The organism is Holdemania sp. Marseille-P2844 (assembly GCF_900120005.1).
Classification (GTDB): domain Bacteria; phylum Bacillota_I; class Bacilli_A; order Erysipelotrichales; family Erysipelotrichaceae; genus Holdemania.
Map to the genome: position 1 here is coordinate 143,975 of NZ_LT635452.1, position 19,554 is coordinate 163,528.

The 19,554-nt window shown below is 47.1% G+C and carries 14 protein-coding genes and 6 tRNA genes; 17 read left to right on the top strand and 3 right to left on the bottom strand.

Features of this window, described 5'->3' with window-relative positions; all coding sequences use genetic code 11:
- Positions 1-219 precede the first annotated feature (219 nt).
- The gene (locus BQ7364_RS10555; protein WP_072685051.1) at positions 220-1,545 is read left to right on the top strand and encodes an MATE family efflux transporter; all 1,326 of its coding nucleotides are present in this window, start codon (positions 220-222) and stop codon (positions 1,543-1,545) included.
- 329 nt (positions 1,546-1,874) lie between these two features.
- On the opposite strand, the gene BQ7364_RS10560 is transcribed toward BQ7364_RS10555, so the two are convergent.
- Together BQ7364_RS10560 and BQ7364_RS10565 are read right to left on the bottom strand one after the other, a co-directional pair.
- Complete coding sequence (locus BQ7364_RS10560; RefSeq protein WP_072684693.1) at positions 1,875-2,807, bottom strand: ribokinase; 933 nt, start codon at positions 2,805-2,807, stop codon at positions 1,875-1,877.
- A 287-nt stretch (positions 2,808-3,094) separates the two neighbouring features.
- Positions 3,095-5,176 carry an alpha-amylase family protein gene (locus BQ7364_RS10565; protein WP_072684694.1) on the bottom strand — a complete coding sequence of 694 codons (2,082 nt, stop codon included), beginning with the start codon at positions 5,174-5,176 and terminating at the stop codon, positions 3,095-3,097.
- Between the two features lie 179 nt (positions 5,177-5,355).
- Here BQ7364_RS10565 and BQ7364_RS10570 point away from each other — a divergent pair, with 179 nt between their 5' ends.
- From BQ7364_RS10570 to BQ7364_RS10645, 16 genes are all read left to right on the top strand, one after another.
- Positions 5,356-6,987, top strand: coding sequence for a type 2 periplasmic-binding domain-containing protein (locus tag BQ7364_RS10570; protein ID WP_072684695.1), 1,632 nt, complete (start codon positions 5,356-5,358; stop codon positions 6,985-6,987).
- Positions 6,988-7,548: 561 nt separating this feature from the next.
- Positions 7,549-7,624: transfer RNA gene (locus BQ7364_RS10575), tRNA-Val, on the top strand.
- A gap of 10 nt (positions 7,625-7,634) precedes the next feature.
- Positions 7,635-7,710, top strand: a tRNA-Thr gene (locus BQ7364_RS10580).
- A gap of 6 nt (positions 7,711-7,716) precedes the next feature.
- Positions 7,717-7,801 (top strand) — tRNA-Tyr (locus tag BQ7364_RS10585).
- A gap of 16 nt (positions 7,802-7,817) precedes the next feature.
- Positions 7,818-7,893, top strand: a tRNA-Gln gene (locus tag BQ7364_RS10590).
- Positions 7,894-7,915: 22 nt separating this feature from the next.
- A tRNA-Lys gene (locus BQ7364_RS10595) sits at positions 7,916-7,991 on the top strand.
- A 9-nt stretch (positions 7,992-8,000) separates the two neighbouring features.
- Positions 8,001-8,074, top strand: a tRNA-Gly gene (locus BQ7364_RS10600).
- Between the two features lie 204 nt (positions 8,075-8,278).
- Positions 8,279-9,565: an ISL3 family transposase gene (locus tag BQ7364_RS10605; RefSeq protein WP_072683308.1), complete on the top strand. Its 1,287-nt coding sequence runs from the start codon at positions 8,279-8,281 to the stop codon at positions 9,563-9,565.
- 621 nt (positions 9,566-10,186) lie between these two features.
- The gene (locus BQ7364_RS10610; RefSeq protein ID WP_072684696.1) at positions 10,187-12,184 is read left to right on the top strand and encodes a BglG family transcription antiterminator; all 1,998 of its coding nucleotides are present in this window, start codon (positions 10,187-10,189) and stop codon (positions 12,182-12,184) included.
- A 115-nt stretch (positions 12,185-12,299) separates the two neighbouring features.
- Positions 12,300-12,707 (top strand): PTS sugar transporter subunit IIA, encoded by a 408-nt coding sequence (locus BQ7364_RS10615; RefSeq protein WP_072684697.1) that lies wholly within the window; start codon positions 12,300-12,302, stop codon positions 12,705-12,707.
- A 17-nt stretch (positions 12,708-12,724) separates the two neighbouring features.
- Entirely contained in the window at positions 12,725-13,219 is a 495-nt protein-coding gene (locus BQ7364_RS10620) for a PTS sugar transporter subunit IIB (protein ID WP_072684698.1), read from the top strand.
- A gap of 31 nt (positions 13,220-13,250) precedes the next feature.
- Positions 13,251-14,042 (top strand): PTS mannose/fructose/sorbose/N-acetylgalactosamine transporter subunit IIC, encoded by a 792-nt coding sequence (locus tag BQ7364_RS10625; protein ID WP_072684699.1) that lies wholly within the window; start codon positions 13,251-13,253, stop codon positions 14,040-14,042.
- A complete protein-coding gene (locus BQ7364_RS10630; RefSeq protein WP_006061015.1) occupies positions 14,042-14,860 on the top strand; it encodes a PTS system mannose/fructose/sorbose family transporter subunit IID in 819 nt (272 codons plus the stop codon). Before BQ7364_RS10625 ends, BQ7364_RS10630 begins: the two co-directional genes overlap by 1 nt.
- Positions 14,861-14,924: 64 nt before the next feature.
- Entirely contained in the window at positions 14,925-15,821 is an 897-nt protein-coding gene (locus BQ7364_RS10635; protein WP_072684700.1) for a hypothetical protein, read from the top strand.
- A complete protein-coding gene (locus BQ7364_RS10640; protein WP_072684701.1) occupies positions 15,818-16,627 on the top strand; it encodes a ChbG/HpnK family deacetylase in 810 nt (269 codons plus the stop codon). The genes BQ7364_RS10635 and BQ7364_RS10640 overlap by 4 nt, the downstream gene beginning before the upstream one ends.
- Positions 16,627-17,814 carry an N-acetylglucosamine-6-phosphate deacetylase gene (locus BQ7364_RS10645; RefSeq protein WP_072684702.1) on the top strand — a complete coding sequence of 396 codons (1,188 nt, stop codon included), beginning with the start codon at positions 16,627-16,629 and terminating at the stop codon, positions 17,812-17,814. The genes BQ7364_RS10640 and BQ7364_RS10645 overlap by 1 nt, the downstream gene beginning before the upstream one ends.
- A 228-nt stretch (positions 17,815-18,042) precedes the next feature.
- Here the strand turns inward: BQ7364_RS10645 and BQ7364_RS10650 are convergent, their stop codons facing one another.
- Entirely contained in the window at positions 18,043-19,467 is a 1,425-nt protein-coding gene (locus tag BQ7364_RS10650; protein WP_072685052.1) for an amidohydrolase, read from the bottom strand.
- Positions 19,468-19,554 lie beyond the last annotated feature (87 nt).

The following is a 19,554-nucleotide window of genomic DNA, read 5'->3' on the forward strand; positions in this document are numbered from 1 at the left end:
CCTAATTGAAATTTCAAATGAAAATGGGACTGGTAATGAAAATGGATCAATTCAAAAATATAAGCGATGGTAAATCGTCAAAAATAACAAAAAAGTTGACTTATAGTCCGGTCCAGCTGGTATGATAAAGGGGCAGGCACTTACCGTTACGCGCGGATGGAAATCGGTTAAAAAGGGAAAGAGGGGAATGGAGTGACGCAAGCCAATTCTAAAAATTTAATGACTGAAGGTGTGATCTGGAAGAAGATTTTATTCTTTGCGCTGCCGATTTTTTTCGGTAATTTGTTTCAGCAATTATACAACACCGCCGATTCGCTGATCGTCGGGAATTTTCTAGGCAGTGAGGCGCTGGCGGCAGTTAGTTCGTCAGGCAATCTGATCTTTCTGCTCGTCGGTTTCTTCAACGGCATCGCTGTTGGAGCTGGGGTGGTGATCGCCCGTTACTATGGAGCGCGCAATAGCGAACAGGTTCAGCTGGCGGTGCATACGACAGTGGCTTTCGGTTTGGCCGCCAGTCTGTTGATGACGGCCGTTGGCGTAATTCTGGCGCCGCAGATTCTGATCTGGATGGGAACGCCGGCGGAGGTGCTGGGCTTATCTGCAGTTTATTTTCGAATCTATTTTGCCGGATCATTAGGCTTTATTATGTATAATATTTTTGTCGGTATCCTGCAGGCGGCCGGAGATAGCCGTCATCCGTTAGTCTATCTGGTCATTTCCTCGCTGATCAATATTGTTCTGGATCTGGTGTTTGTCGCCGGTATGCATCTGGGCGTCGGTTCGGCAGCCTTTGCGACAATACTATCGCAGTTTGTCAGCGCTGCGCTTTGCTTTAGACGTTTGTTGAAGGTGCAGGACGTTTATCGTATCGAGCCAAAGAAAATTCATTTTGACAAACCGATGCTGAAACTGATTATTCAATATGGTTTGCCGTCGGGGCTGCAGAATTCGATTATCGGATTTGCCAATGTAGTCGTTCAGACCAATATCAATGCTTTCGGGCAGATGGCAATGGCTGGCTGCGGCGCGTTCTCAAAGATTGAAGGGTTTGGTTTCCTGCCGATCACGAGCTTTACGATGGCGTTGACGACGTTTGTTGGTCAGAATCTGGGAGCTCGCGAGCTTGAACGAACCCGCAAAGGGGCGCGGTTTGGAATTCTTTGCTCAGTGGCGATTGCCGAAGGCATTGGAATTTTGATTTTTATCGGAGCACCGTGGCTGATCGCTGCTTTTAATCGGGATCCGCAGGTGATAGCCTATGGAACGGATCGGGCGCGGACGTCCGCTTTGTTTTTCTTCCTGCTGGCATTTTCTCATTGTATGGCGGCAATCCTGCGCGGGGCTGGGAAATCGACTGTTCCGATGCTGGTCATGCTGCTGACCTGGTGCGCGGCGCGGGTAACGTTTATCACGCTGATGGTTCGTTGGGTCAATTCGATTCAAGTTGTTTTCTGGGCATATCCGCTGACCTGGCTGATGAGTTCAGTTATTTTCTTCTATTATTATCGGCACGTCGACTGGATGCATGCATTTGATGCGCAATAACTTTACCGGCCTCATCAGCTCAATAAAATAAATAGAAGGAGCGGATTTGCGGCGCAGTCTGCTCACACGCAGTGGAAACAACCATATAATTTCGAGGTAAAAGAAACGGACCGTTCAAAGTTTATTTCAACTTTGAACAGCCCGTTTTTTTGCGGTATTTTTTTCATGAATTCTTATTATGATTGAATGGGGCGCAAAACAAGCCGGTTGACTTTGTGATGAAATGCCGGCGAAGTCAGGTTAAACAGAGGGAGAATACGACAGGTAGACATTTCCCAGGAAATGATATGAAGCTGTATTGTTGAAAAGAAATGAAATCAGCTGACCCGTTAAAAAGCAACTTCAGTTTTTTTCGACCATAAATAATCACGGTATCGGTTCAGCATCCCTTGTGCTTCAGATAAGGTTGGAATCGAAGCCGAAGCACCTTTTCTCATAACTGCGCAGCCACTGGCTGCCGTAGCGATTGCAAGGCAATCGAGATCTTGGTGACCAGCAAGTTTAGCCGCCAGAAAGAATCCTGTAAAAGTATCGCCGGCGCCGACAGTATCCACAACTTCAACCGGACAACAAGGCAAAGTCAATCGTTTGCGCCCAGCTTGCAGACAGCTTCCCTGTTCCCCCAAGGTTAGAATAATCTGCACATCAGGGAAAGTTTCAGCGAAGTAGTTCAGGATGGCTTCGGGTTCACTCTGTCCGGAAAAGAAGGCCCCTTCAACTTCATTGATGAATAACAGGTCCACTTCATTTAATGGCAGCCATTCAGGAACAGCCGGAGTTGGTGAAGGATTCAGCGCGATCGTCAAGCCTTGAGCATGCGCTTTATGAATTAACTCGTCCAGCCGGTTAATTTCATTTTGAATGACAAGCAGATCGCCGGCTTGAAAATGAGCTAACGTTTCATCAATTTGTGCTGAAGTTATGGAAAAATTGCTTCCAGGATAGACAAGAATGGCATTCTGGCCGGAATCATCTACCTGGATTATCGCGTGGCCGGCCGGTTGGTCAACTAAGCGCAATAAATCGGTATGAATATGATAATGCGCCAACGTGTCCGTTAAAAGTGAGCTTGCCTGCCCCAGACAGCCTGCAAAATAAACTGACGCGCCGCCCTGGCTGAGCGCAACCGCCTGATTCAATCCCTTTCCGCCGCAGAAACACTGCATTTGTCGGGCTGACTGCGTTTCTTTTGGATTTAAGATATGATCAACGGAGTAAAAATAATCGAGATTTAACGATCCAAAAACCAGACATTTCTGCATGTTGAAGAAGCCTCCTTATTTTTTTAATTATAGCATGCGCTGCCGCAGGAAATACAAATAAAAGTGAAAGGCGGTGCATGAAAGGACAAATATCCTAAGATTGAAGTTGGCGCAAAAGCGAGCTGACCGTAGATGAATGTTACTTTTGTTTGCTTTTTAAGACATGAAAACGGTCTTTTTCCAATAAAAAGCGGAATCCGGTGAATGATGCTTACCGAATTCCGTTCTTTGGGAGATGTCGTGATTGATTCTAGGCAAAGATCTGTGAAAGAAAACAGGAGAAAGATTCAACAGGTGATTTCCACGATTTTAACTTCCCCAGGCAGAAAAGCGGCGCAAAACGCTTGTTCGCCAAACTCCAAATTCAGATCGATCCGGGAATTCTCATTTTCAGAACTCAAGATGACCTTTGCGGACTTTACGGCATTTTGGAAGCGCTCCGGCAGATTGCCGGTACGAATCCAATGCCGATGACTCGTTTCTAAATCATGATTAGCGATGACCAGGATCATGGAACGCTTAAGCGCATAGCCGAAGCCCAATGCCGGAATCCATGGCCCTTCAAACATCAATGGGAATTGATCGGCCTTGCGTGTCAACGCCGAGCGATAACGCCGTCGGATTTGTGTTGCCGCTTCCAGGAGCGTCGGAAGCTGCCACCGCTGCGCGTCAAGATAATGGAAAGCATAACGATCGAATAACGCCAGTTTGCGGTAAAATGGGTCTGTTTCCGGCAGCTGGTCTTGTTCATCAGGCCGGCAATCCAATCCCGTATTCATCGGTTGGACTTCGTAAACCTCTTGGCCTGAATTGATAAACGGAACACAATTCGGTATAAATAAATTAAGCAAAGTTAACATCCGGCAGAGCTGTCTTCCCCCTTCGCGGGCGCTTAACCGCGGCGTATCGTGCGTTTCGCCTGCCGCAAAAACCGGGCAGGGCAAAGCGGAAGCTCCGTAAGCAAAAGCATTTAATTGATCTTCTTTGGGACGCGTTTCCTGAGTGAACCCTCCGCCGATAATCATATTATATCCCTTTTTCAAAGAAACCGCCGCGTTTTGTGTATCCAGTTCCTCGGCGATAAAACAGAAGTGAGGATCGATTTCCCGGGCGGCGTCAATGATTCGCTTTACCAACTTTAGCGGCAGCGCGTGCCCCATGTCAATCCGTGCCCCGTCAATTCCGAATTCCGTCTGATAGTAAGGGATGATCTGGCTTAACAGATCCCATAACGGCTCGTTGATGACGCTGCCGGGATTTAAACTCGACTTTGCGACGTCGTAAAGAATATAGGGATTGAAGTTCTCCGTTTTCGGCAGGAAGGGAACGGAGGACGCCGGATGATCTAAATACATGCGGAAAAAAGTGATGTCGTTCCAGGCTGGCTGCGGATCATTGATGCAATCGCTGAAAGCCGGAGCGACCGTCATGCCAAACACTTCCTGAACCAGATCCAGAATTTCTTCTTTTCCTTTTTTCCATCGCGCAACGACAGTTTTCCACTTTTCAGGATCCAGACTTTGCGGATTCGGCTGGAATTTGCGGATATGCTCCAGAACTTCTTTGCTGGCGTACATCAATTCCAGATATTTGGGATCAGCGACACTGCCAGGTTCGACGCCGGGAACAAACGGCGGTTTGTAAGTGTCTAATTGATCGACGTTAATCCAGTAAAACCAGTCGGGATGTTCGGCGATCAGATCGGAATTCACTGAATTTGTACGTGGGATCAAGTCGATGATTACTTTGATATCCTGGCAATGGCAAGCTTCCACAAGCGCCTTGAATTCATCCTCGACACTCAATTCATCGCCGGTCATGGGGTCTTTTAAATTCGGATCTAACTTGAAAAAATTACTTACGCCATAAGGTGAGCCCAAATCTCCCTTTTTGTTTTTGGTCGAATACTGACTGATCGGAAGCAGGTATAACGTATCGACTCCCATTTTTTTTAATAACGGAAGCAGAGCTAACGTTTTAACAAAAGTTCCGGTTTCTTTCAGGCCATATAAATTTACACTTTCCAGAAATCCGCTGCGGTCATGATCCCAGCTGCTGGAGGTACGGATCATGCAGGAATACACACAGCTTTGCCGGATCCAATTCCCATGAGCGCCGACGCTGGCGATTGAATGATTCTTATAATAAGGTTGGCAAATGGGATCGGCATGATCCTTGCGAAGCGAATTGATCAACTCATCAAAGAATTGATAAGGATTGACGCAAATTTCGCCAGAGGGTAATTTATATTTTGAAGGACATTTTAAATCCAGACTATCAAAAAGATCGGGAAGGGTATAATTATATGGATAATCGTGTAAATGACGCTGATGCTGCAGGGCTTTCTGTAATTTTAATAGATAACTCATGAAATACTCCTTTTGTAAGTGACTAAAGACCTAATTCATTTTATCATGAAAAATCGAGTGATTGACAGAATTTCAGCTTTTTCAGGAAAAATGCAAATCGGAATCTGAAAATAAATTTGTCAATCTGTTGGAAGTCTGTTACCATGATAGCGGTTGAATTGGACATTGAGGTGAAATGAATGCGGAAACTGTTATTGATCAGCATGGGGGTAATGCTTATGCTGGGGGGATGTGCGAAAGAAAAACCGTGTGTTGCTGAAAATGGCATCGTTTGTTATGATGAAGAAAATCAGCGCTATCAAATAGAGGACGGAGCCCGGATCAGAGTGATGGTGGAAAACGAAGCTTATGGTCAGGCTTTGATCAATCTTTGGGATGCAGAACATCCCGAGCAGACCGGTGTGATCGAGCCGATCGTCGTGCAGAACTTCGATGCGGCGACATGGTTGGGCTATAAGACGGATATTGCGTTATTGTGGAGTAATGATGCAACGCAGATTCTTAATAATTTTATGCCGGTTCAGCCGGATCTGGAAGTGATGATTCAGGAACATGTACCACAGCAGTTTGGCGAGCTTCTAAATTTGGAAGGTCTGCGCTATGTGCCTATGAGTTATTACGGATTGGTGTTTTCTACCAATGTTACGATGCTTAATGAAATGGGATATGATAGTACTGATGAAAATGGCGATGGCTTGGTCGATGCGTTTGACAGTTTTGAGGAGTTAATGGCTCTGGCAGAGGAATGGGGAGGAATCGAGCGAATCTATCATGATCGGGCGGTAACCGCAGTTTTCCCATTTGCTCTCTCTGAATTATGGGCTTCAATGGTGTTTTTCAGCGCTGATCAGTTTCGTTTTTTTGCAACTTATGAGGCGCTCCGTCCCGGAATGGAGACGGATGAGTTTTTAGAAACACTGAAATTTTTAAGGGCAATGGGTGAATATCCCTGGTATTTGAATCCTCAGGAAGCGAGCGGGGAGGAAGCGGCGGAAACTGCTGCGGATGAGGAACTGGACACAGAAGAGGCAGGCGTGTTGATGGCTGATCCTGATACGGAAGCACCGTCAGAAGAGGCTTCATCGGAAGGGGATGAGAATAAGAAAACGCCGGATAATCCAGGTGAGGAGGAGGAAATCATTCTTCCTTACCGGTCAGAGAATGACCGCGCTTTTGAGGGAGGGTGGTTGTATGATGTGTATCTGGAAAAACTTATTTCACCATTTTCGTTAGTTGGAACGTGGATGTACTATAATCAACAGGAGGATATTGAGCAGCAGGATTTTTATTTCTCACCGATGCCTACCTGGAAAGAACAGTCACTTTCGCCCTTAGCGAAAACGAAGGGGTATTTGTTATCTGAAGAAACAAAATATCCGTCCGCTGCGAATGAAGTTCTGCGTTTGATTCGCAGCGAAGCAGGAATACAGGCGTATATGGATACGGTCGATGAAATCCCGGCGGTGACCGTGGTTGATCGGCCGGAAAATCGTCCGGCACCGGAGAATGAAGAGGCAGAAGGAAAAGGTGAGTCCGATAAGATCGTGCCGTATTATTTGAGTTTCAGGAATGAGAATCAGCGGCAGATCAGCCATGCTTTTTCATTATCTCAGGAAGAATCAATGGTGGCCTTTGAAAAAGATCCATCCGTCAGAGGCTGGGATATGCTCTCAGAGATCGGATTAATTGAAATCGCTGAAAGTGTAATCAAACAGGAAATGACGCCGGAAGAGGCTCAGCTGAAATTACTTGAGCGCAGTGAATCGTGGATGACGCCGTATAAGCCGGCAGAGGAAGTGCCAGAATCGTGATTTAACCTTGGTAAAAAGAAAATGGGATTCAGATTAAATTGATTTTCAGAATTGGATCACATGCTGAGAGACTTATTCGTTTTTGTTTTTACTTGGTTCAGTGTTGATTACAATTTTCAATAGAGTGAAGCTGGCTGCATAATGCTTTTAGTCTTTGTGCAGCCAGCTATTGTTACTATTGCTTAAACAGTGTCTTATTCTAAGAAGAGAATCTTTTTTTATGTTCTGAAGTATAAAGGGATATAGTTTATCAGGTTAGCGCTATGTTAAAATAATAAGAGCAGAGGCGGCAAAGCGCAGGGATGATCTAACAATAGATGGGCCAGTTTATTTCCGAAAGAAAGCAAAGCTGCATCTATTGCTTGTCCAGTTGTAATTAACAGGATTGTATCGGTAACGCAGTCTTCATTATATTTCCAGCATAGAATGATTTCATGGAATTGTGGAGATTGTGTTCAGTTTTGCAATCAAACCCCAGTAAAAAAATCTGATTTTATTATTGACGAGATTCGGAACTTATGATATATTATTAAAGCGCTGGTAATCAGCGAGTAAAAAGATGGAGGCTTAGCTCAGTTGGGAGAGCGTCTGCCTTACAAGCAGAGGGTCGGGGGTTCGAGCCCCTCAGCCTCCACCATTTTTTTATTGCCGACTTAGCTCAATTGGCAGAGCAACTGATTTGTAATCAGTAGGTTGTAGGTTCGATTCCTATAGTCGGCACCAGGAGTTGGAGAGGTAGCGAAGTGGCTAAACGCGGCTGACTGTAAATCAGTTCCCAACGGGTTCGGCAGTTCGAATCTGCCCCTCTCCACCATTCTTTTTTAAGATAGTGGGGCATAGCCAAGCGGTAAGGCAACAGACTTTGACTCTGTCATTTCCCTGGTTCGACCCCAGGTGCCCCAGCCAATTTTTAGTTTGGATTGTTTATGTCCCGGTAGCTCAGGCGGTAGAGCAACTGACTTTTAATCAGTGGGTCGAAGGTTCGATTCCTTTCCGGGACACCACTTAACTATGCGAATGTAGTTCAATGGTAGAACTTCAGCCTTCCAAGCTGACTACGTGGGTTCGATTCCCATCATTCGCTCCATTGAAGACCATAACCCTGATCGAGGGTTTTTTTGTTTTCCATGATGGATATTCTCTCATCAGTCATTTTTAGTAAAACAAGGTTCTATAAATTTTGGTGTTGGTGGAAACCAACGCCTTTTTTTCTTGAGCATAAAAAAAGAGACATAGGTAAGAATTTCCGTTACAATAAAGTTACCACACAATATAGAAAGGAAATCTCACTATGTCCATTACTCATTCTATCGTATCTGTTCTCAATTTAAAAGACCCTCATCTTCATTTCTCTGAGGATTGTGTCTCTTCTCAGTCGATTCGTGGTGTTGACTCCCTTGTCTTTTCCGGCTCGCTTTCTTATGACCCTCCCTCTTCCTGTCCTCTCTGCGGGTCCTCCAACCCCGGCTCGGCTATCATCAAACATGGTACGAAATCCTCCCTCATCACCCTGCCTTCCGTTTCCCGCCGCCCCGCTTATCTCCGCCTCAAAAAACAACGCTTCCTTTGTAAACATTGCGGCCATACTTTTACGGCTTCGACTTCCATCGTTCTCCCTCATTGTTTCATTTCCAATAACACTCGTCTCTCCATTGCCCTCGACGCCAAGATGAAGACTTCTGAAAAAGATATCGCTTTCCGTCACTCTGTTTCTCATGCCACGGTGAATTCCCTTCTTCAACAGCTCTATCAGGATTTTAAAGTCCAGCGGAATTTTCTTCCCCCTCATCTCTGTTTTGACGAGTTTCGCTCTGTCAAAGGGGTTGATGCTTCAATGTCTTTTCTCTTTCTTAACGCAGAATCCGGTCAGATCCTCAATATCCTTCCTGATCGCAGAATGCCCGCTCTCATCCGCTATTTCATGAGCTATTCCAGGAAAGCCCGCGAAGCCGTTAAAACCGTTTGTATGGATATGTATTCCCCTTACTTCTCTGTCGTTCACCACTGTTTCCCTCACGCCAAGATCATTCTTGACCGCTTCCACATCGTTCAGCTGCTCAGCCGCGCTCTCAATAAGACCCGCGTCAATTTCATGAATCAGAGTAAGCCTCATTACAATAAGCTCAAACGCTATTGGAAACTCCTTCTTAAATTTGAAGATGACCTGAATGATCAGGACTTCAAAAAATGGGTTTGCTTTCCATCTCTGATGCGCGAAATTGACCTTGTCCACTTCTTAGTTGAACTGGATCCCGAGCTCAAGGCGACTTATGAGCTCTATCAGAGTCTCCTTACCGCGCTCAACCGGAAAGATCCTGACGCCTTCCTCCAAGCTTGTCTGAATCCCGATCCTTTGATCTCCAAGCCCATGAATACCGCCATTCAGTCCTTAGTGGAACGGAAAGAGGCAGTGATCAACGCCTTGACTTACTCATTTTCTAATGGCATGATTGAAGGTACGAATAATCTGATTAAGGTCATCAAGCGCCTGGCTTTCGGTTATCGTTCTTTCATTCAATTTAAGACCCGCATTTTACTTATTTCTAACACCTTAGTTCCCTGCCATTTTCTCAATTAAAAATGAGTCCCATTTCTGGAACTCATCTGCGTCTTTCTTGTTTCGGTTTTTCTCTCACCAACACTATTTTTGAAAGAGCCTAAAACAAGAACTACTTAAAATAAATTTGTCTTCCTGCGGAGCTGTTTTCTGATTTTATGCGTATATCATAGAGAGAAACAAAAATCATGAGTTCGAAATATTTCAAGGATTGAATTTGTTTCTCTGCGTCTGGAAAATCCGGACAGACTGATAAGTTATAGACTTCTGTGTCAGAACGCGCGATTAGGGTGCACGTTAGAAACCCTGTGCAGTTTAAACTGAACAAGTTTGCGTCTTTTCAGGGGAGACTTTTCTCTTTACAATTCAGTTTATTGATTAGTCATTGAATCTTTGAAGCGAGATACTGGACAAAGAGATGCCAGGGAAACAATCTTTAATTAATTCAAAGCTCTCATTTTCAGATAATTATAAATCCGCAGCCTTATCTTTTAGCCAGTTGCGCTTTGGCTGAAAAAGTAGACTTTAACTGACATTTGAAATATAATTGGAAATGAAAGAAAAAAGGCTTATTTTAACTAGAATTTGCGTGGTTCAAAAAGTCTACTTTTTGAACCAGCTAAGAAAGTTGGAGGACAAGGAATGGCGAATGAAAAGAAGCGAATCTTACAGTTATTCTACATTCTGACCCAGCAAGACGACTATATCCGCTCTTATGAACTTGCGGAAAAAGTCAGCGTCACAGAACGAACGATAAAGAACGATATAGCTGAACTCGAAGCCTTCGCTAAAGCCAGCGGCGCTGATTTGATCGCGAAGAAAGGAAAAGGTTACGTTCTCAAAGTTTTTGATGAAGAAAAGTTTTCTCCGGTAAAAATACAGCTGGCAATTCATTTTTCAGCGATCGGCGGAACTCCGCGGGCACAAAATGACAGGACGAATGATATTTTGCGCCGGATTATTGTAGAAAAACGATATCTGACTATTGAAGATATCGCTGACGAACTCTACCTCACGAAAAGCTCAATTCGGGAAGAATTGAAAGAAGTTAATTTTTTATTGAATAAATTTAATTTACGCTTGAAAAAACGAAGCGAAGAAGGACCGATGGTCATCGGAAGCGAATTTGATCGTCGGATGTTAATGCTGTGTATTTTTGAAAATCACTATCATGAAGCTGTTAATTTGTATAAGAATACAGATTATCTCTCTTTTTTCGATCGCGAGGATGAGGAACGATATGAAATCAGACATATCTTCCTCAAAGCATTAAGAGAATCAGATTGTCATATCTTGGATGGGAATACGCAGCGCTTATCCCGTTATTTGCTATTGATGGCTTCCCGTTATCAGGCCGGCTGTCCTATTCATTTATCCCGAAAACAACAGGATTACATACGACGTTTCCGGGAATATCGAGTGGCTGAGGAAGTAATTCTGAAATGCGGACAGTTTTCTGGTTTTGACGTGAATGAAGATGAAATTCTGGCATTTGCGCTGCTCTTGGTGTTTTGGGCGGATATTCCGCTGGATTGCAAGCTCGCCGATAATTATTTTGAATTAGCTGAGGAAGCGCAAAAACTGAATGCTGCCTTCTGCAAGTCAGTAAAAAAGGACTACAATGTAGATCTGACTCAAATTCCCAATGAAGAACAGATTCTATGTTCAGGATTAATTCCTTTGCTGGTTCAAAAAGATTTCAACGCTTCGTTTCATAGCGTAAAAAGTCTGCATTCAGAGGATTCGCGCATTCAAGATTGTCCTTTGGCGTCGAAACTGGCACATAATCTTGCCCGTTTGTTCGAAACTCAGTATCATTGTAAATTGAGCTTGTATAATCTGATCACATTTGCCGGCCACCTCAATACGTTGCTCTTGATGATTCCTTATCCGTTCAAGCCCATCCGGGCGATTGTTTCCAATGGCGGCGGATATATTTCGTCAGGAATTCTAAAGCAGATGATCCAGACTCGGTTTGGTTCCTGTTTTGCTTGTCTGGACGTTTATGAACTCTATGAAATGCGGAAACTGCCAGTCGAAGATTACGACTGGGCAATTTTAAGTTATCCTTATTATTCGTATAAATATGACTGGCCGTGCTTAATGGTCAACAGCATTCCGACACAAAGCCAGATGAACGATATCTATAATCAGGTTATTTTATCAGGTGTTCAGCTGCAGTCCGCTCTTGATCATCTGCGCTTGGGCGTATTTACAATTTATCGTGATTTTGAATATGAAAGTATGGACTCTTTTATACAGTTAATCAGCTATAAAATGGGAAAAGATGCGGAGAGCGTCGAGAAGATCTATGCTGATCTTCATTACACTAAGAAAACATGCGTAGCGAACAAAGTTTGCATTTTGTTTGTAAAACGACAATGGGTAAGCAAAGGATTTTTTGAAATTTATCAGTTAAATCAGGAAAGAATATTTGATGAACAGCCGATTTTGCATATCGTTGTGATCAGCGCTGATTTTGACAGCAGTTTGGAGGCCGTAAGATTTGTTAACGATCTTTTAATTTCTTTCTTCAGAGATAATGAAAATTTGTGGATGTTGATTGAAAATCACCGTGTAACCGGATTAACGGAGATCGTCCGCGCAAGTTTAAAGGCTTTGCCAATTTCACTTGGCTAAGGGAAAAAACGAAAGTTTTCCCTTTTTTTTCGGAAAAAGTGAACGTGGTAACGCTTACAAAAACAGGTTATAGTAGGGACGTTGAAGAAATATCCAACAAGAAAGGGGTATCGCATTGCTGAAAATCTTTTTGTCATCGCACGGTCATTTTGCCAGCGGCATGAAAAGCTCTCTGGATATTTTGATGGGCGCTTCTGACAATGTCACCGTGTTTGACGCTTATGTTGATCAAGCGTCAGTTCAGGAAAAACTCGACGCATTTTATGCCGGAGTTTCCGCGGAGGATCAGGTGCTTCTGATGTCAGACTTGATCGGCGGCAGCGTGAATCAGGTCATGATGACCTATCTGCAGAAACCCAACACTACGCTGATCGGCGGCGTGAATCTGGCCTGTGTTCTGGAGCTTTCAACAAAAACGGAGGTCACGGTGGAGGAGATCGAACAGATCGTCGAACAGAGCCGATCAATGCTGAGCGTCGTGCAGCTGCCGGATTTAACAGAAGAACAAGAGGATTTTTTCTAAGAAAGGAGGAAAAGGAAATGATTAAGTTAGTACGTTTGGACGAAAGATTGATTCATGGACAGGTGGCGATCAAATGGTCGCGGCACACTGGGGTTGACCGGATTGTCGTGGCCAATGATGAGGCGGCAGGCAACAAGATCATCCAGCAGAGTCTGATGATGGCCGCCCCGGCAACCGCGAAGGTCACAATCCGTTCAGTTGCCGATTCGATCACGCTGCTGAAGGATCCGCGCGCAGCAGGACATAAAATTCTGGTCATCATCTCCAACCCGAAAGATCTGATCAAAATCTTGGAAGAAGTGAAGGACATTCCGCTGATCAACGTCGGCAACTATGGCCGCATCGCACCGAAACAGGGGGATCTTGCCCGTCGGACCTACGGATCCAATCTGTATGCTTACGACGAAGAAGTCGAAGACTTCAAGAAAGTGCTGAGCTTCGGCATCGAAACTGTGTACCAGACCACGCCGGAAGACAATCCGGAAAAATTAAGCAAAGTTTTGGGTTTATAAGAAAGTTCATTAGGAAAAGAGGAGGAAAATTATGGTATCCGCAGCTTTACAAATTTGTTTAGCGTATTATATCATCTCAATTTTAGATCCCTACATCATGTCCTGGCAATGTCTTAACCGGCCGATCGTCGTCGCTCCGTTAGCGGGGTTGATCTTGGGTGATTTCAAGACCGGCATCATCATGGGCGCATCCCTGGAATCCATTTTCATGGGAATTTCCGCCATCGGGGGCTCGATCCCGGCAGATGCGACAACCTCCAGCATCATCGCAGTCGCTTACACTATTTTAACTGGCGCCGATATCGAAGCGGGTCTGGCGATTGCCTTGCCAATCGGTACGGTCATGGCGTCCATCGCTGGCATGTTCACGCCGATCTGGGCTTCTCTTGCGGCGTATTGGGAAAAGCTGGCTGCAGAATGCAATCCGCCTAAATTCGCGTTCCAGACGATTGGTTTTTCCTGCCTGACGCCGTTGATTAACGTCGTTATCCTGTTCTTTGCGGTATCCTATGGCGTTGAGGGATTGAATGCGTTTCTGGCAAGCATGCCGGCCTGGGTTATGACAGGCTTGGGCGCTGCAACGTCGATGATGTTGGCGGTCGGCTTCGCAATTCTGACGTCGATGATCTGGAACAATGAAGTCGGCATCTTCTTCTTTGTCGGTTATGTCATGGTGGCTTACTTGGGCATGGCGACTTTGCCGATCGCAATCCTGGGCGCCGCGATCGCGATCACGATGTTCATGGGCGAAAAGCGCAGTATTGATTTAAAGAATTCAATGGCGGCTTCCGCTGCGAAAACAGATGAGGAGGATTTCTTCTAATGGAAAAGAAAGTATTGACGCCGGAAGAAAAGAAAGTTTTAAAATCAATGTTCTTCCGTTCCCATCTGGTTTTTACCAGCTTCAACATGGTAAAAATGGAGGCGAATGGTTTTACGATCACAATGGCTCCGGCGATTGAAAGTATTTATAAAGATGATATGGAAGGCAAGCGGGAGGCGTACCTGCGGCATCAGAACTTCTTTAATACCCACGCCGTTCCGTTCAGCTTCATCGCCGGCTTAGCCTACGCGATGGAAAAAGAGCATAAAGAAAAGAACTCGATCGACGGCCAGACGATTGAAAGCATCAAAGCGGCCCTGATGGGACCGACAGCCGGCATGTTTGACAGTCTGTTCTTCAACTGTCTGCGCATCATTGCCGCGGGGATCGGCATCGGTCTGTGCGCGGAAGGTTCGATTTTGGGTACCTTGATCTTCATCCTGCTCTACGGCGTAACACAGTCCATCGTGAAGTATTTCTTTGTAAACTGGGGTTATGTCTATGGTACTTCGTTTATTGATATGGTGTTCTCTTCAGGCTTGATGGGCGCGTTAACCAAAGCGGCATCCGTGCTGGGTTTAATCATGGTCGGCGCGATGACGGCGCAGATGGTCAGCGTCCCGCTGAACTGGACGTTGAACGTCGGTCAAACATCGGTTGTCATCGGCGATGTATTGAATTCGATCTTCCCGGGCTTGCTCGGCGTCATCCTGTTATTTACACTGGTTCGCCTGATCAAGAAGGGCGCACGCCCGACGCAGCTGATTCTGGGGATCTTCGTGTTCGCCCTGGTCGGCGCCTTCTTCCGAATTTTCTAAAATCAGAGTTTAGGCTATGAAGGACTGAGCTTCATAGCCTGTTTTTCCTTCCGGAGGTGAGATCATGAAAGAGGAAATGATGCTGGCGGGCGTAACGCTGGCGCGTCGGTATACGCGTAAACAAAAAGAGGTATTTCTGGCGGAAGTATGCCGGCAGTGCAGGCAGAGGGGATGGAAGACGGAATTTCAAACCCGGCATTCCCGCATCTTGCATGTATGCAATCTGGTGATCGGCGATCTGGCGCACGCAAAGACCGTGATCGCCTGCGCTTATGACACGCCTTCCCATGCCCATTTGCCGATCCGTTATTATCCGCTGAATCCGCGGAAGAATACGCAGGCGGAAGGCAGGAACCTGGCGCTGGAATGGGGGCTTGGGGCGATCTGTTTTCTGATGGCGGCAGGCGCGGTTTATGCGCTGCGCTCGCTCAGCCCGGCGATGAAAGTCGCTGCCGTTTTGGCGGCGAGTTTGGCGGCTTTGTTTGGCGTCAGTCTGCTGCACAGCCGCGGCAACCGCGTTAATTTCAATCGCAACAGTGCTTCCGTGGCGCTGATCTTGCGCTTAATTCAGGAATGGGATCCGAAATCATCCACAGCGTTGGTGCTGGTCGATCAATGCTGCAATTCCTATGAAGGGCTGAAGCTGCTTAAAGAAGCCTGCCCTTCCCGCGCCGAGGTCATTTTACTGGATTGTCTGGCGCAGGGGGAAAAAGTCGTCTGCGCTCATCGAAAAGGGGTTGACGTCGCGGACTTGCTGGAGGAAGATTGGATTAACAAGGAATATGAGGATCCGGATAACGGCTTGCGATTCTTCGAAAACGGCATGCTGCTGGCTTCCGGCGCGATCGAGAAGCATCAGTTCGTTGTCCGGCATACACGCTCCAATCAGGATTGCCATGTGGATATCCCGCGATTGGAGCAGATTTTGGAAAAATTGAAAGGCAGGATGAAAGCGGAATGAGAAAATTATTGTTTCAGAGTGATGACTATGGCTTAACGGATTCCGTCGCCGATGGAATTCTGAAAGGAATTGATCAGGGAATTATTCGCAATACCGGCTTGTTTGTCAACATGCCCAGCTCAGCCCGGGCTGCGGCGAAAATCCGTGATCGCCAGGGAGTCTGCGTCGGCATCGACATCAACCTGGTTGCGGGACGGCCCGTCAGTGATCCGGCAGAGGTTCCTTCGCTGGTGAATCCAGATGGTCATTTTGTGCCTTCGGTTCAGCGCATGCGCGAGGGTAAAATCACCGGCCGGCAGGGAATGTGCCTGTGCTTTGAAGAGGATCCTTACGACTATGAACAAACGTTGCTGGAAACTGAAAATCAGGTCAAGCGGTTTATTGAATTGATGGGCCGCAAGCCGGAATACTTTCATGGTCATTCGATGGCGACGCCCAACACCCGGAAAGCGGCGCGGGTGATCGCGGAGAAATACGATATTTTGATGACGACAGACGTCATGAGCGGCGGCCAGGTTTCCATGATTCCCTGCACATGGACGCCGAAGCCGTTTCCAATCGAGGATCAGCTGAAAACGGATGTGGAACAGGAATTCTTGAAATCGCTGGAAGCCTCGTTATCCCATGAAATCGGTTATTTTATCTGCCATTGCGGTTTTGTGGAAGAAGATTTGATGAAAGAAACAACCTACACGATGATCCGCATGAAGGATCTGGCAATGGCGACCAGCCCGAGAGTCAGGGCATTTCTGCAGGAACATCAGATTGAATTGATCACTTATCGTGATCTGAAGGAGGGACGTTAATGTTTGTACGATCACAGCGGATTGTCACCGATCAGGGAATTGTGGATGGTATTTTGAATATTGACGAAGGCCGGATTGTGGAGATCCTGCCGCCGACCGCGCGCGTCGCGATCACGGTGGATGCCGGAAATCACCGGATTTTACCGGGAATTATTGATACCCATAATCATGGAACGATGGGCTACGGCCTGATGGGCGATCAGGCTGATCCGGAAGCAACGGTCCGTGGTTACTTGAAGGGACTGGCATCCCAGGGGGTCACAGCGTGTCTGCCAACGGCAGATTTCGGCTTGTTCGAAGCGATAGTCAAAGTGGAGCAGGGACCGATTGACGGCGCAAAGCCGATCGGCATCCACAGCGAAGGTCCGTATTTGAACCGCGTGGGGGAAAAAGGAATTGATACCGGACATCCGGATATTGATTTAGAACATGTCCAGGCGATGATCGACACCGCCCAGGGGATGCTGAAGCTGGTTGCGATCGCACCGGAAATCCCGGGTGCAAAAGAAGCGATTGCGCTGCTGACGTCGCAGGGGGTCCGCTGTGCTTTTGCCCACAGCAACGCGATGTATCAGGAGACATTGGAATCTTTTCAATGGGGGATCACGGTCACGACGCACACTGCCAACGTCATGGCGGGGGTTCATCATCGCCGGATGGGCGGTCTGGGCGCCTGTCTGCTTAACGACGAGGTTTACAACGAGCTGATCTGCGATGGTCTGCATGTCGCGAATGAAATGATCGAACTGATGCTGCGGGTTAAAAAGAATCCGTTTGACAAGTTCATGATGGTTTCCGACAATGTGCCGATGGCGGGAGCGCCGATCGGCCGGTATCATCTGTCCGGCATGTTCGATGTGAATATTGATGAAAAGGGTTATTGTTTATCGGATACCGGAAGGTTGTGCGGTTCAACGCTGCCGGTGATCCGCGGTATCCGCAATCTGGCGGAGAATCTGCATCTGCCGCTGACGGAAATCGTGAAAATGAGCTCGCGCAATCCAGCGCAGGTCTACGGCGCACCTCAGAAAGGCCGGCTGGCAGCGGGCATGGATGCGGACTTCATCATCATCGACGAGGATTATCAGGTTCTGAAAACCTTCAGCGAAGGGCGATGTGTGTATGATGCTGAGAAAGACATGGATTTGTTCAATCCGGATTTTCTGAAGGCTTGCGCAGCGGAGTAAACCGTTAAAATAGAAATCGAGGCATAAAAAAGAATGGGGATCATGAAACCGGATCGCCCGTTTGTCCTGGAGGACAGGCGGAAGCCATCGCGGATGTTCAACGAACTCCATTCTTTTTTGTTGAAATCAAGGCCGGCCCTGCGCATGGGAAGGATGCCGGCTTTTAGCCTTCTGAATGACGCCGGTATTGCCAGAATGGTCGATCCGGCAGGCGTCAGCAGAGATGATTTATTGGATAATGTGCGGTTTCACATCGCTGGGAATCAGACATTCATAGGTCTGCCCGGCCAGCCGTTCATCAAATTCAGCTTTTGCCTTTACTATGATTTCCGGCTGCTCAAAGCATTTCTCGACTGCTTTTGCCATGACTTCCGCCGCCAGCATCATCCCCTTGTAGGCCAGTGTGGATTTGCCCTGGGCAACCCATTGCCAGGTATGCCCGCCCGCGCCGTAGCTGTAGCAGGCGGTGTTGATCTGAGCTGTCGGCACAACCCAGCTGACGTCGCCGACGTCGGTTGATCCCATCGAACATTCGTCAACACAGCGGTGGCGCAGCACGATATCGCAGATATCGCTGTTCTGGATGTTGGCGATCAGCGTCTTTGGCTCGGCGATGACGGCTGTGACCTCGCTTTCCGGATCGAGCGGATAGGTATCGCGGAATTGTTTGGCGTAAGCGCGTTCAGCTTCGGTATACTCCGGAGCGCCAACCTCAAAGAAGGCCTCTTCCAGAACCTGTTCCAGCGTGAAGTTCGGAATGACGTTGCTTAAGCCTTCGTCAAAGACGACATCGCAGGTTGTGCCGGTCATCAGCGCGGCGCCTTTGGCGATATTGATCACACGTTCATAAAGCTTCTGACATTTTGGATTGGTCGTGGAGCGGACGAGGTATTTGACCTCTGCTTCCGCCTGAACGACATTCGGGGAAATCCCGCCGGCATTGGTGTAGGCGTAGTGGACGCGTTCTTTAGAGTCCATGTGTTCGCGCAGGTAATTGACGCCGACGCTCATCAGTTCGGCAGCGTCCAGCGCGCTGCGGCCCGCTTCCGGATTGCCTGCGGCATGACTGGAAACGCCGTGAAAACGGAAATAACATTGAATGCAGGACTGATGAGAGCCGGAAGATACGACGTTAAGCGCGGATGGATGCCAGGTGATCGCGGCATCGGCGTCCGCAAAGAACCCGTCGCGCGCCAGATAGGCTTTGCCGCTGCCGCTTTCCTCTGCCGGACAGCCGACCATTTTGATCGTCCCCGGCAGCTTGTTCTTTTCCAGATAGTCTTTGACGATCATCGCGGCGGCGATCGACCCGACACCTAACAGATGATGACCGCAGCCATGGCCGGTCGCCATGCCTTCGATCGGTTTGTATTCGGCGACGTCCGCTTCCTGACTCAGGCCGTAAAGTGCGTCAAATTCCGCTAACAGACAGATTACCGGCCGGCCGCTGCCCCAGACTCCGACAAACGCCGTATCCATGCCGCAAAGACCTTCAGTTACCTGGAAACCTTCCCGGCGCAGGAAACCGCTCATGGCCTTCGCTGATTTGTGTTCCAGAAAACCGGGTTCAGCGTAGCCCCACAGTTCTTTCTGCAATTCATATAATGCTTGATTCTGCGTCTTCGATAACACGGTAGAACCTCCTTCACTCATTAAAAAAATGATACTCTGGGAAAGCAGAAAAGTAAAGAAAACCGTTTCCAAATTGCTTTTTTCAATCTCACTTCCCAACGGCAGGAA